General features: G+C 73.6%; 10 protein-coding genes. 9 read left to right on the top strand and 1 reads right to left on the bottom strand.

Annotated features, from left to right (window positions below):
• Positions 1–91 precede the first annotated feature (91 nt).
• The 6 genes from QHG49_RS05450 (at position 92) to QHG49_RS05425 (ending at position 9,945) form a co-directional block, all read left to right on the top strand.
• Positions 92–1,849 carry a PEP/pyruvate-binding domain-containing protein gene (locus QHG49_RS05450; protein WP_301487457.1) on the top strand — a complete coding sequence of 586 codons (1,758 nt, stop codon included), beginning with the start codon at positions 92–94 and terminating at the stop codon, positions 1,847–1,849.
• Between the two features lie 84 nt (positions 1,850–1,933).
• Positions 1,934–2,695, top strand: a complete 762-nt coding sequence (locus QHG49_RS05445; protein ID WP_159706666.1) for an SAM-dependent chlorinase/fluorinase — start codon at positions 1,934–1,936, stop codon at positions 2,693–2,695.
• A gap of 164 nt (positions 2,696–2,859) precedes the next feature.
• Positions 2,860–3,822, top strand: coding sequence for a hypothetical protein (locus tag QHG49_RS05440; protein ID WP_301487454.1), 963 nt, complete (start codon positions 2,860–2,862; stop codon positions 3,820–3,822).
• Entirely contained in the window at positions 3,815–5,230 is a 1,416-nt protein-coding gene (locus QHG49_RS05435) for an aminotransferase class I/II-fold pyridoxal phosphate-dependent enzyme (RefSeq protein ID WP_301487452.1), read from the top strand. Before QHG49_RS05440 ends, QHG49_RS05435 begins: the two co-directional genes overlap by 8 nt.
• Positions 5,227–6,618 (top strand): MFS transporter, encoded by a 1,392-nt coding sequence (locus QHG49_RS05430; protein WP_301487450.1) that lies wholly within the window; start codon positions 5,227–5,229, stop codon positions 6,616–6,618. Before QHG49_RS05435 ends, QHG49_RS05430 begins: the two co-directional genes overlap by 4 nt.
• Before the next feature lie 318 nt (positions 6,619–6,936).
• The gene (locus QHG49_RS05425) at positions 6,937–9,945 is read left to right on the top strand and encodes a BTAD domain-containing putative transcriptional regulator (protein WP_301487447.1); all 3,009 of its coding nucleotides are present in this window, start codon (positions 6,937–6,939) and stop codon (positions 9,943–9,945) included.
• A gap of 39 nt (positions 9,946–9,984) precedes the next feature.
• Here QHG49_RS05425 and QHG49_RS05420 read toward each other — a convergent pair whose 3' ends face one another.
• The gene (locus QHG49_RS05420; protein WP_159706674.1) at positions 9,985–10,161 is read right to left on the bottom strand and encodes a hypothetical protein; all 177 of its coding nucleotides are present in this window, start codon (positions 10,159–10,161) and stop codon (positions 9,985–9,987) included.
• Positions 10,162–10,511: 350 nt separating this feature from the next.
• Between QHG49_RS05420 and QHG49_RS05415 the strand changes: the two genes are divergently transcribed.
• From QHG49_RS05415 to QHG49_RS05405, 3 genes are all read left to right on the top strand, one after another.
• The gene (locus tag QHG49_RS05415; RefSeq protein WP_301487445.1) at positions 10,512–11,183 is read left to right on the top strand and encodes a hemerythrin domain-containing protein; all 672 of its coding nucleotides are present in this window, start codon (positions 10,512–10,514) and stop codon (positions 11,181–11,183) included.
• 122 nt (positions 11,184–11,305) lie between these two features.
• Complete coding sequence (locus QHG49_RS05410) at positions 11,306–12,253, top strand: pyridoxamine 5'-phosphate oxidase family protein (protein WP_301487442.1); 948 nt, start codon at positions 11,306–11,308, stop codon at positions 12,251–12,253.
• Positions 12,254–12,358: 105 nt separating this feature from the next.
• Positions 12,359–13,414 (top strand): aldehyde reductase, encoded by a 1,056-nt coding sequence (locus tag QHG49_RS05405; protein WP_301487439.1) that lies wholly within the window; start codon positions 12,359–12,361, stop codon positions 13,412–13,414.
• Positions 13,415–13,418: the final 4 nt, after the last annotated feature.

Raw genomic sequence — 13,418 nt, 5'->3', positions numbered from 1 at the left:
CCTAGGTTCGATCTGGCCGGCCCGGAACGCGGACGTGCTCTGCCGTGTCCGGGGACGAGCAGTCACCGAGAACCTGAAGAGGAATCCATTCGTGAAGCTGATCCTGCCCCTGGAGCGATGTCCTCTCGACGTCGGGTCCAAGGCCAACCGCCTGCGCGCCCTGCTCGCGGCGGGCCTGCCGGTTCCGGAGGCGTACGTGATCTCCGCCGATGACCTCGCGGCGGAGAAGTCCCAGGAACTGGCGGCGGACGTACGTGAGTTGATGGACACGGTGTTTCGCGGTGCCGCCGTCGTCGTGCGCAGTTCCGCCGCGGACGAGGACACCCCGCTGGCCAGCGCGGCCGGTGTCTACGAGTCCTATCTCGACCGCCGTACGGCCGACGAGGTGCTCGACGCGATCGCGGCCTGCCGTGCCAGCGCGGTGTCCGCCGACGCCGATGCCTACCGCGTCCTGCACGGACGCGTCGAGTGCGCCCCGATGCATGTCATCGTCCAGCGCATGGCGGACTGCCGGATCTCCGGCGTGCTCTACACCCGCAATCCGGTCGCCGAGGACGCCACGATGCTCGTGGAGACCAGCCGGGGGCTCGGCACCCGCGTGGTCGCCGGACTGGGCGCCGACCAGCGCTTCACCCTCTCCCGTTCGGCGCCCGAGCCACGGGACCGGGACCGTGCGGACCGGACCGTGGGCGAGGAGGACCTGCCCCGGACGCTCCAGGAGCTGGGGCTCGCCCTGGAGGCCGAGTTCGGCTGCCCGCAGGACGTCGAATGGGGACTGGCCGATGGCCGGCTGTTCGTCTTCCAGTCCCGGGACATCGTCGTCCCGCCGGTTCCGGCACCGCTGCGCGCGACGCGGCCCGCGCCCTCCGCCGCACCGGCGGCCGATCTCGTCCTCTCTCCCGGCTACGGCATCGGCGTGCCCGTCACGGTGGCCGACGGCCGGCCTGCGCCCCTGGGCTCGGTCGCCGTCCTCGACCACATGCCCACGGCGAGCCGGCTCGATCTCCTCAAGGACGCCTCGGCACTCGTCCTGCGCGAGGGCAACGCCCTGTCGCACTCGGCCGCCCTCACCCGCGAGTTGGGGTTGCCGGCGATCCTCCTCACCGACCCGCACGGACTGCCGACGGACCGGTTCGCGCCGGACGGTTCGGGTCCCGGGGGAGGGGAAGCCGCTCCGGTCCTCGTGGACGCCGTACGCGGACAGGTGACCCGCCTGGTCGAACTGCCGCCGGTGGAACGGAAGAAGGCGGTGTTCGCCGCGATGCGCCAGGCCGGGCTGCGCGGGTTGCCCGGCCACCACTACCAGGGCCGCTACGAGACCGTGCTGTTCGACCCGGTCGCCCAGAACCGGGTGCTCGCACAGCTGCGCCGCCGGGGGACCGGCACGACCGAGTGCGTGCAGAGGATCCTGCCCTACGACGATCCCGCCCGGACCTACTGCGGCATCAGCGCCCGTATCCAAGTCACCGCCGACGCCTGCCGCGTGCAGTTCAAGCGGGCCAACCTGCTGCCGGACCGGCCCTACCGGTTCGACGAGGAGGTGCACGTCCGGGTGGACACCCCGGAGGCGGGCGCGGACCTGTTGCGCGGACTGCTCTACGTGGCGCGTCCGGCCCAGGAGCGCCGTATCAGCCGTGCCGAAGTCGACGGCGTGCGACTGCAGTTCAACCTGTGGCCCGGCGCGCGGCACGCCTACCTCGGCCTGGAGAGCGAACTCCCGGGCACCATCGAGGAGTTCCTGCGCGCGTGCGACGTCCCGCTCGCCGAATGCGAGCCGCTGGACGGCAAGGACCTCTTCGACATGCTCGGCATCGGGCTCGAAGACCTGCGCTTCGGCGCCCGCGCCTAGGAAGCCGCCGCGTTCCGGCCGGCCCCGCCGTTCCCGTTTTCCGCACCACCTCTCCGTCACCAGAAACCGTCGAAAGGGTTTCCCATGTCCGTCAAGCGCATCGTCGTCGTCTCCGACTGCACGGACGTCGCGTTCGTGGAAATGCGTTCCTCCATCTTCCGAGCCGCCGAGGCGTACGCGCCCGACGCCCGCGTCCAGATCGAACCGCTGGTTCCCGTCCAGCCGTTTTCCGTGCTGAACGCCGGTTTCATGGTGCGGCTGGTGGCCGAGATATCCACCCCGGACACCATGATCATGTTCATCATGAACAGCATCCGGGAGCGCACCGAACGCATCATCGGCCGCACCGAGAAGCACGGATTCGTCTTCGAGGGGACGAACACCGGTGCCGTCGGCTGGCTGATCGAGGAATTCGGTGTCGCCGAGTGCTACGAGGTCCACGACCCCGGATTCGTCCCGTTCGGCGGCAAGTTCGTGCACGGCCCCGCCGTGGGCCAGTTCGCGGCCGGACGCCCCATGGCCGAGATCGGCACCCCGTTCCCCGTGGAGAAGATCCGCCGCACCCTCCCCGACGAGGGCACGATCGTGCACGTCGACAACTTCGGGAACGCCAAGTTCCCCCTCGGGAACCAGAGTTTCGAGTACGGCGACGAGCTGGTCGTCGAGGTGGGCGGCGAGGTCTTCGAGGCCGTCTACTGGAAGCGGATGATGGAACTGGAGGACGGCACCTGGGTGGTGTACCCGGGCAGCTCGTTCGATCTCCACGAGTTCGGTGAGGTCCGCGGCAAGGGCCTGCTGCCGTACGGCATCGGCGCCGGCGCGCAGATCTCGGTCAAGCGCGCCTGACCCCCGTACGTCCCGCCTGACCCCCGCACGTCCCGCCTGATCCCCGCACGTCCCGCCTGACCCCCAGGCACCTCGCACGACCCCCGCACACCCCGAACGCGTCCCCGCGGCCGACCCCCACGTCCGCGGGGACACCCCTGTCCAGCCCTCCCCGAGGAGGCCCCATGTCCCGTCCGATCACCAGCATCCCGCCCAGCGGCCCCCTGCACCTGGGCCACTACCGCGGCGCCCTGGCCCCGTTCGTCGCCCTGCAGTCGGACAGCCGTACGGCCTTCCTCGCCGTCGCCGATCTGCACCTGATGGCGTCGCGGGTGTCCCGCCCCGTGACCGCCGCCGTGCCCGACTGTGCCGCGACCCTGGTCGCCGAGTGCCTGGCCGTCGGCGTCGACGCCGACCGGTGTGCCTTCTACCGGCAGTCGGACGTCCCCGAACTCGCCCTCATCAACGGCCTGTTGCACCACCTCGTCACCGTCGAGGAGCTGCTGCCCCAGCGCGGGTACGCCCGCCGTGCCGCGAGAGCCGACGGCCCGCCCTCGCTGGGCATGCTGGGCTGGCCCGTCCTGGAAGCCGCCGACATCATCGGCACCTCGGCCACCCACGTCGCGATCGGCGCCGGCAACGCCCGGCACATGGAGATCTGCCACGGGCTCCTGACCTGGCTGCGCGACGAGTGGGGCATCGACCTGCCGGTCCCGGCCGCCACGGTGGGCGCCGTCGATCTGCCCGGCCTCGACGGAGCCCGGAAGATGAGCCGCAGCCGGGGCAACTGCCTGCTGCTCGGCGCCGACGAGCCCACGTTGCGCGCCCGCGTGCACACCATGGCGATCCGGTCCGAGGACGGCGCGTGCGTCCCCGCGGCCTACCTCGCGGCCCTCGGGCGGACCGCCGAGGCCGACCGGGTCACCCGTGGCCTGACCGACGGCACGACGAGCCCCGACGAGGCCCGCGAGCTGGTCCTGGCCGCCGTACTCACCCACATCGCCCCGATCGGCCGCCGCGTCGGGGAACTGGCGGACGACCGGAGCCTGCTCGACGGCCTGCTGGCCACCGGCACCGAGCGGGTGCGCGACTCGGCCGACGCCACCCTGCGCCGGCTGCGCCGGGGACTGGGGCTCACCCGTGTCTGACGATCACGAACGCGCCGACGCCCCGGGCCGCACCGCCGCGCGCGTCACCGTCCGTCCCCGTGCGCGTGCGGCGGCCCGCGATCTCGGAAGGGCGGGCGGCCGTGACCTCGGACCGGCGGACGGCCCTGACCTCGGACCGGCGGACGGCCCTGACCTCGGACGGGCGGGCGGCCGTGACCTCGGAGGGGCGGGCGGCCGGGGAGCCGTACCCGCCACGGCCCCCTGCACGGTCCGCCATCACGAGTTCCCGCCCCCGTCCCACCTGCCCGCGGGGGCGCGACCGCACCGGAGCGGCGGCCTGATCGGGCTGGACATCGCGGACATGGACTTCGCCGCCCACCCGCTCGCCTCCGCCGCGGCACACCTCCGCGCCCGCACCGAGACCATGCGCTACACCCTGGCCTCCGAGACACTGCGCGACCGGATCGCCGGCTGGTACGCCGACCGGCATGCCTGGCAGGTGCGGCGGGACGCCGTCCTGCTGCTGCCCTTCGGGGTCAAGACCGCGCTGCGGCTGGCCCTGGAGACCTGCGCGGACCTGACCCGCCCCGTCCTCGTGTGCACGCCCGTCTACAGCGGCATCCTCAAGGTCGTCCGCGCGGCGGGGGCCGTACTGCGGCCGGTCGCGCTCACCACCGGCGCCGGGCTGCGTCATGTGCTGGATCCGGAGGCGCTGGACCGTGCCTTCCGGGAGACGGGTGCCCGCACCCTCGTGCTGTGCAGCCCGCACAATCCGGTCGGGCGGGTGTGGCACGCCGACGAACTGACCGGGGCCGCGCGGGCGGCACACCGGGCGGGGGCCCTGGTCCTGAGCGACGAGGTGCACAGCGACCTGGTCCATCCGGGCAGCCGCCACATCCCCTGGGGCGCGGTCGCCGCCGACCCCGACTGGATCGTCCTGCACAGTGTGGGCAAGACCTTCAACACCTCAGGACTACAGACCTGTTTCGCGGTGACCGGGACCGCGCGGCACCGCGCCGCGCTGCTCAGGGCGCTCGGCTCCTGGGGCTACTACGAGGGCAGCTACTTCGGTGACGCCGTCGCCGAGTCGCTGCTGTCCCCGGCCACCCACGCCTGGCTGGACGCGCGCGTGGCCCGCGTCGCCGGGGTGACCGCCGCGGTCCGGGACGCGCTGGCCGAACTCCCCGTACCCCTCCGCAGCAGCCCGCCGGAGGCCGGCTTCCTCCTGTGGGTCGACGCCCGCGCGCTCCCCACCCCGCCCACGGAGCCGGATCTGGCGGCCTGGATCCACCGGCGGACCGGCGTACGCATGCTGGACGGCACCCGGTTCGGCGGTGAACCGGGCATGCTGCGGCTCAACTGCGCCACGGATCCACGGCTGTTGGCCGAGGCGCTGTCGCGGCTCACCCGTTTCGTCGGGAGTCTTCCGGGGGTGGCGGCCCGATGACGAAGACCCGCCGCACCACCGCTCACCGGGGCGTACTCGCCCTGCTCTGCGCCGCCCAACTCGTGCTCATGGTCGACTTCTCGGTCGTCAACCTCGCCCTCCCCGGGATCACTTCCGCGTTCGCGGCCGACCCGGGCACCGCCCTGTGGACGGTGACCGGGTACGCCGTCGCCTTCGGGGCGCTCCTGCCGCTGGGCGGTCGGCTGGCCGACACCCTCGGCAGGCGCCGGATGTTCGTCACGGGGCTCGGTGTCTTCGGTGCCGCTTCGCTCATCGGCGGCCTCTCGCCCTGGCCGGCACTGCTGCTGGCCATGCGGGCCCTCCAGGGCGGCGCCGCCGCGCTCATCGCGCCCGCGCTGCTGTCGCTGCTCACCACGGTCTTCCCGGCCGGTCCCGCCACCCACCGGGCCCTGGCCTGGTTCGGCGCGGCGACCTCAAGCGGCTTCTCCCTGGGAGTGGTCGTGGGCGGACTGCTCACCGAGTTCGCGTCCTGGCGCGCGGTCCTGCTCATCAACGTCCCCCTGGTCGCCGTGGCCGTACCGCTCGCGGGCCGTCTGCTGCCGAGCGGCGGGCCGCCCGCTCGGCGGCGGCCTCGTGATCTGCCGGGGGCGGTGACCGGCACGACCGGCTGTGTCGCGCTCCTGCTCGGCATCAGCGAGGCCGGGTCCCGGGGATGGGACCCGTCGCGCACCGGGCTGCCGCTGTGTCTGGGACTCGGTCTGCTCGGCCTGTTCGTCCTGGTGGAACGCCGGGCCGCCGCGCCGCTGGTGCCGCCGGGCGTCTTCCGGTCGCGGTCGGTCGCGGTGGTCAACACCGTCACGCTCCTCGTGACGGGGGTGATGGGCGCGCTCACGCTCCTGCTGTCCGTGTTCCTCCAGGACGTACGGGAGCTGAGCCCGCTGGCGACCGGCGCGGCCCTGCTCCCGCTGGGCCTGGTCACCGCGGCCGTCTCCCATGTGAGCCCTCGGCTGATGGCCGTCTTCGCGCCCCGGCGGGCGCTCGCGGGCGGAGTCGCGGTGTTCGCGGTGGGGCTGCTGGTCCTGGGGGCCGCGGTGGAGTCCGGGTACGACGGTCTGCTGTGGATCGGCATGGCCGTCTGCGGAGCGGGCTTCGGTCCGTTCTTCACCACGGCGACGGTGACCGCGACCCAGGACCTGCCCGCCGCCGACCAGGGTCTCGCGGGTGCCCTGATCAGCATGTCCACCCAGATCGGCACCGCGCTCGGCATCGCCTTCCTGGTCTCGCTCGCCGAACGCCACCCGGGGGACACCGCCTCGGGCATCGCCCTCGCGATGAGATCGGGCGCGGCGGCACTCGCGGTGGCCGTCGCCCTCACCCTGGCCGCACTCCGCGAACGCCGCTCCCGGCACGGTCCGACCGGTGCCTGAGACGGGCCGCGCCGACAGAACCCCGGCCGACCCCGGCCCCACGGCGTCTCTATGACTCCACGACTCCACGGCGACTCCACGGCTCTACGACACCACGGCGTCTCTACGGCTCTACGGCGCACCCCACGGCGCCCCCACCCCACCGCACACCCCCCACGGGCGTACCCCACGGCCACCCTCCCCGCCCCCCCCCGCGCCCCGGAACTCTCCGTAACCGACCCGCCCGTGCTCGTAGCGCGTTGGAGTCGGTCGCGCGCGTCGGTAGGCTCTGCGCCTCGGGGCCGGAGGCAGGCCCGGTAGGGCCTTCGGGAGGCGTACGTGGCGATACATCGGTTCTCGGTGCTCGGACCTCTGGGCGTGCATCGCGGAGCGGACGTCCTCGCCGCCGGGCCTCCCCAGCAGCAGGCGATGCTCGCGGTGCTCCTGCTCAGCCGGAACAAGACCGCGACCGCCTGCGATCTGCTGGACGCGCTGTGGGGCGACCGTCCGCCCGGTCGCCCCATGAGCACCATCCGCACCTACGCGTGGCGCTGGCGCAAACTGCTGGAGGCGGATCCCGCCACCCCCTGCCTGCTCGTCGCGCGCGGGGACGGCTACGAACTGGCCGTCCCCGACGACTGCGTGGACGCGCTGGTGGCGGAGCGCCTGATGGCCGACGCCGAGCGGGCACTGCGACGCGGTGAGCCGGACACGGCCCGCACCCTGCTGCGACAGGCGCAGGACCTGTGGCGCGGCGAACCCCTTCTCGGCGTGCCCGGCCCGTTCGCCGAGCGCCAGCGTCAGCGCCTGCGGGGGCTGCGGCTGGACCTGCTGGAACAGCGGATCACCCTGGACCTGCGCGGTGGCCGCACCGAACAGTGTGTCCGGGACCTGACCGAACTGGTGGCCGCCGATCCGCTGCGTGAACGCTCGCACGCCCTGCTCATGGAGGCGCTCCACCGGGAGGGCAAGCGTGCCGACGCCCTCGCCGCGTTCCGGCACGCCCGCAAGCTCCTCGTCGACGAACTGGGCGTCGAACCGGGCCCGGAACTGGCCGCACTGCACCAGAGCATCCTGACCGGTGCCCCGGCGGAGCCCGCCGTACGGGAGCAGAGCCAGTCCGACGACGACCACGACGGAGCCTCGCCCGGCCCCCGGCCGATGCCGCCCCCGCCCGCCCAACTCCCGCCCGCCCTGCCGGACTTCACGGGCCGTGAGGAACTCCTCGCCGGGCTCGCCGGGGCGCTCACCGAGCAGGACCGGTCCGCGCCGGCGATCGTCGCCGTGTCGGGCATGGGCGGCGTGGGCAAGACCTCCCTCGCCGTGCAGACGGCCCACCGGGTACGCCACTCCTTCCCCGACGGCCAGCTCTACGCCGATCTGCGGGGCAACGCCGGCCGTCCGGTGCCCGCCGAGACGGTCCTCGCCGACTTCCTCATGGCGCTGGGCACCGACCCGGCCTCCCTGCCCGAGGCACTCGCGGCCCGGTCCGCCCTGTTCCGCTCCGCCGTCGACGGCAGACGCCTGCTCCTCGTCCTGGACGACGCGCACGACGCCGCCCAGGTACGGCCGCTGCTGCCGGGCACGCCGGGCTGTGCCGTGGTGATCACCAGCAGGACCCGGCTGAGCTCCCTGCCGGCCTGCTTCCAGAAGGATCTCGACGTACTGACCCCGGTCGAGGCGCTGCGGATGCTGGCGCGCACCACGGATCGGCGGCGCGTCGACGCCGAGCCTGTCGCCGCCCGGGAGGTCCTCGACGCCTGCGGGCACCTCCCGTTGGCCGTACGCGTCGTGGCCGCCCGGCTGTCGGCGCGTCCCGGCTGGAGCATCGGCACGCTCGGGGAGCGGCTCCGGGCCGAGCACCGGCGTATCGACGAGTTGCGCACCGGCGACCTCGCGGTACGGGCCACGTTCGAGCTGGGCTACCGGCAACTGACGCCCGACCAGGCGAGGGCCTTCCGGCAGGCGGCGCTCCTGGAGGGCCCCCTCGTCGCGGTGTCCACGGCGGCCGCGGTCCTCGGGGTGCCGGAGCCCGACGCGGAGGGCCTGCTGGAGTCCCTCGTCGATCTGGCCGTCCTCCAGTCACCGCATCCCGATCGCTACCGCTTCCACGACCTGCTGCGGCTGTTCGCCCGGCAGAAGTCCCGGACGGAGCACCCGGGCGAGACGGTGTCCGTGCCACGTCGACAGCTCGACTTCCTCCTGGCCACGGCTCGCGAGGCGTTCCGCTGGGCGGTCCCCGACGACCCCGTCGGCGGGGTCCTCGCGGAGACGGGCAGCACGGGGCTGGCCTTCGCCGACTTCAAGTCCGCCCAGCGGTGGGCGGTGGACGAGAGCGAGGCCGCGCTCACCCTCGCCGGCCGGATCGCCGACGGCATCCTCGGCCCCGGCCGTCCGGTCGACCGGACCGACGGTGCCGTCGACCCTGCGGCCCCGCCCGGCGCGGACGGCGGACCGGCTCTCGGGCGGGCCGTGGACCTGCTGATCGCGCTGTCGCCGTTCGGCCCGGATCCGCGGCTGGGGGAGGGGCTGCCGACCGTGCGGCGGCTGGCGGAGGCGGCCGTCCGTCTCCAGGACCGCCGCACCGAGGGCCGGGCACGGTTCCTGCTCGGCACCTACCACCTGGCGGCGGGGGAGCCGGTACGGGCCGAGGCGCAGGCACGTGCCGCGGCCGAGGCGTGCCGGGAGAGCGAGGACCTGGTCGTCCTGCGCCAGGCGTCCAACGACCTCGGGCTGATCACCTCCTACCTGGGCCGCCCCGGCGAAGCCGTCGGCCACTACGACGAGGCGATCGCGCTCGCCCGCGCTCTGGGACACCGCTCGGGCGAACTGGTGACGACCGTCAACGCGGCACTCGCGCGGGCGCGCAGCGGGCAGGCCGCCGAGGCGGTCACCGCCTGCGAATCGGTCCTGCGCGGGCTTCGGTCGCGCCCCGACGACGTCGTACGAGCCTTCACCCACTACGTCTTGGGTCTGGCCCTGCACGCGCTGCGCCGCTACGAGGAGGCCGTCACCGCCTTCACCGACTGCCTCACCGTCTCCCGGGACGCGGGCCTGCGCAGCCACGGGGCCCAGGCACGCTTCCGGATGGCCGACAGCCTGCGGGCCCTGGGGAGACAGCGGCCGGCGCTGGAGCATGCGCGGGAGTCGCTGGCGGCGCTGGAGGAAGCGGGGGCCGCCCGGGACACCGCCCAGTGCCTCGTGGTTCTGGGCAGGATCTGGACGGACCTCGGCGACTTCACCGCGGCTCGCGGCTGCCTGGAGCGGGCCAGGGAGAGCAGCCTGCGCCTGGGGCTGCCCGAGACCGAGGAGATCGCCGCGCTGCTGGACGCCGTACCGGCCGCCTGACTTCGGTCGGGGTCCGGTACGGCGTCCGCGGAGCGCGGGTCAGGAGGGGTTGTAACCCGTCCCCATGCTGTTCCAGCTCACCCAGCTGTTCGCGCGCACCGCGGCGGGCGGCTGGGACGTGATGCGAGCCCCCACGAGCAGCACGGCGACGCCCAGCAGGGCCGCGGCTGCGGCGGTGCGGATTCCGGTGTTCCGGTAACGCTTGCTTCTGGCCATCGGTGGCCCGATCCCCCTCATGGACGGCAGCCGGCGCGGTCGTCGCGCCGGTTGAGCTGATTGGTGGTGGCGAGCCCAGGGTCGCGGCACCCGATCTATGTGCGATCGACGGCGATTCTACGGCCCGTGACCTCCCCCGTGGCACAGGAGTTCGTGCCGGGCCACGGCCGTCGACGCACCGTGGAGCGGGCGTGGCGCGCGGGCGTGGAACGGGCGCGGAGCGGGGCGTAGAACGGGTGTAGAGCACGCGTAGAGCGGGCGTAGAGCGCGTCTTGCGACGCTGCGCGGGAACAGCTCCTCCCGCTTGGAGAAAAGCCTTGCCCCCCAGCACCACACCTGTCCGGTCCGCCATGCCCGCCGTCGTCCCGGGCCGGCCGTACACGCACGAAATGGTCATCGTCCACCGGGTGTTCCGGCGCGAGTCCGCCCTTCTGCCCCGGCTCGTGCGCGCCGTACCCGCCGGTGACACCGTGCGGGCCCGGGCGGTCGCGGACTACGCGCGGGAGTACGCGGACGGCCTGCACCACCATCACCACCTGGAGGACGAGCTGATCTGGCCGCTGCTGGGCACCCGTGCGGGCGCCCAGCAGGAGTCGGTGGACCGCATGACCCGTCAGCACTCGGTGATCGACGCGACGCTGGCCCGCCTGCCCGGCCTGCTCGGCGAGTGGTGCGACGACGCGGACCCGGCGAGGGCACGGGCGCTGGCCGACCTCCTCGACGAGCACCGCGACGCGCTGACCGAGCACCTGGACGACGAGGAACGCCTGGTCCTTCCCCTGGTGGCCGACCATCTCACCGTCGCCGAATGGGACTTGGTGGGACGGCGCGGGCTGGAGGCCCTGCCGAAGAACAAGGTGCTGCCGGCACTGGGCGCGATCCTGGAGGACGCCACGGCCGAGGAGCAGGCGTGGTTCCTCGGCAGGGCACCGCTCGCCGGCCGTCTGCTGTGGCGGTTCGTCGGCCGACGCCAGTACGCGGCACGTTGCCGCACCCTGCGCGGGGCGTTGGGGACCGACTGACCATGTCCGCCCCCCTGCACCCCTTGAACCCCCTGCGCCCCCCGCGCCCCCCGCACCCCTCGCACTCCCTGGCCCCCGCTCATCGCGGCGGAGCCGGTTCCCCCGTCGGAGAGACCCGGACCATGCACCCGATCGACGCCGCACTCGGTGCGGCCATCGACGCCTACCGCACCTGCGAGTTCACCACCCTCGGCTCCGGCGGCAGGCCGCTGACCTGGCCGACCGCCGCCTCGCGCAATCCGGACGGGACCTTCCTGATCACCACCAGTCTCGCCTTCGCGCAGAAGGCGCTGAACGTACGCCGTGACGGCCGGGTGGCCCTGCTCTTCTCCGACCCGACCGGAAGCGGTGCCCCCGAGGCGCCCCAGGTCTTCGTCAGCGGTACGGCCGACTGCCCGGAGGAGATCCACACCGGGCCCGACGAGGCGGCCGAGTACTGGCGCACGATGTTCCGGCGCCAGCCGCACTCCCGGGCGTTCGTGCGCGGACCGGGCCGCTGGTTCATGGACTGGTACTACCTGCGGTTCTTCATCACGGTCAAGCCCGAACATGTCGAGGTACGCCCACCGCTCGCCCATGCCCTGGACACGCGCTCCCAGGAGGACCGGTCCGCCGGGGCCGCGCCGGGCGCACCGGCGGACATCCCGGGGGCCGACCTCATCGCCCGTTACCCGAGTGCCGTCCTCGGCGCGGGCGACGCCACCCGCGCACCGCTGCTGGCCCGGGTACGGCCCCGCATCACGACCGACGGCTTCAGCATCCCCGCGACGGCGCTGGAGGGCGCCGAACCAGGACGGGCCAGTCTGCTGGTGCACCGGCACGACGAACTGCTCAACGGCATGCACAACGCCCTGATCTGCGGAGAACTCGTGTCCCGCGACGACGAGTGGACACTGATCCCCGAACGCGTGGTCGAACCCTCCGGCTCGGGCGGCCCCCGGGACGCCTTTCGCACACTGCGTACGGCCCGCCGCTCGACCTCCCGCTATCTGCGTGCCCGCGGCCTCGCCCGCCCCCGCGTCCAGTGGGACCGCTTCCAGGACCTCGCCCGTCCGGAGAGCACCGGCTGAGACAAAACGGCGTCCCCGCCGACAGCTGTGCGCTGAGCCTGTCCCTCCGAGTACTGGTATCGGCGAGATCTGGAACGCGACGATCCGGCCGCCGACCATGAGGGCATGGCACATGTACTCGTCACCGGCGGGACCGGGTTCCTGGGATCCCATACGATCGCGCGGCTCCTGACCGCCGGGCACACCGTCACGACCACGGTGCGCTCACTGGCACGGCGATCCGAGGTCGAACGGATGCTCGCCGTGGCCGGGGCCCCGCACACGGACCGCGTCGCCTATGCGGAGGCGGATCTGACCTCCGACCACGGCTGGGACCGGGCCGTGGCGGGAGCCGACTACGTCCTGCACGTGGCCTCGCCGTTTCCCGGGGCGCGGCCGAAGCACGAGGACGAGGTGATCGTCCCGGCCCGTGACGGAGCCCTGCGGGTCCTGCGCGCCGCCCGGGACGCGGGCGTCCGGCGCACCGTGCTGACCTCCTCGTTCGCGGCCGTGGGCTACGGTCACGAACGGGCCGGGCGTACCGGGCGTACCGGGCAGGCCGGGCGGACGTTCGGCGAGGACGACTGGACGGTGGTCGACGGGCCGGGGGTGTCCGCGTACGTCAAGTCCAAGGCGGTCGCCGAGCGCGCCGCCTGGGGCTTCATCGGGAGCGAGGGAGGCGGGCTGGAACTGACGGTCGTCAACCCCGTGGGCATCTTCGGACCGGTCCTCGGACCCGACTACGCCGCCTCGGTCCGGATCATCCACGCCATGCTGACCGGCGCGATGCGGGCCGCGCCGCCGATCTGGACCAACACGGTCGACGTACGGGACGCCGCCGACCTGCATCTCCGTGCCATGACGGCGCCCCAGGCCGCCGGGCAGCGGTACCTCGCGCTCGCGGGCGAGCCGATCTCCTTCCACCAGATCGCCCTGACCCTGCGCGCACGGCTGGGCGAGGCCGCCGCCAAGGCCCCGACCGGAACCGCCCCGGCCTGGCTGCTGCGCCTGCTGGCCACGGTGAACCCCGCCCTGCGTGAGACGGTGCCGCAGCTGGGCGTCGTACGCCGTGCCTCCAACGCGAAGGCCCGCGAGGAACTGGACTGGGTGCCGCGTGCCAACGAGGACGCCGTGACGGCCACCGCCGAGAGCCTGATCCGCCTCGGGCTGCTGAGCGGTTAGCGTC

Source organism: Streptomyces sp. WP-1 (genome assembly GCF_030450125.1).
Lineage (GTDB): Bacteria > Actinomycetota > Actinomycetes > Streptomycetales > Streptomycetaceae > Streptomyces > Streptomyces incarnatus.
The sequence above is the reverse complement of the archived record's forward strand: the minus strand, read 5'-3'. Positions and strand labels throughout refer to the sequence as shown.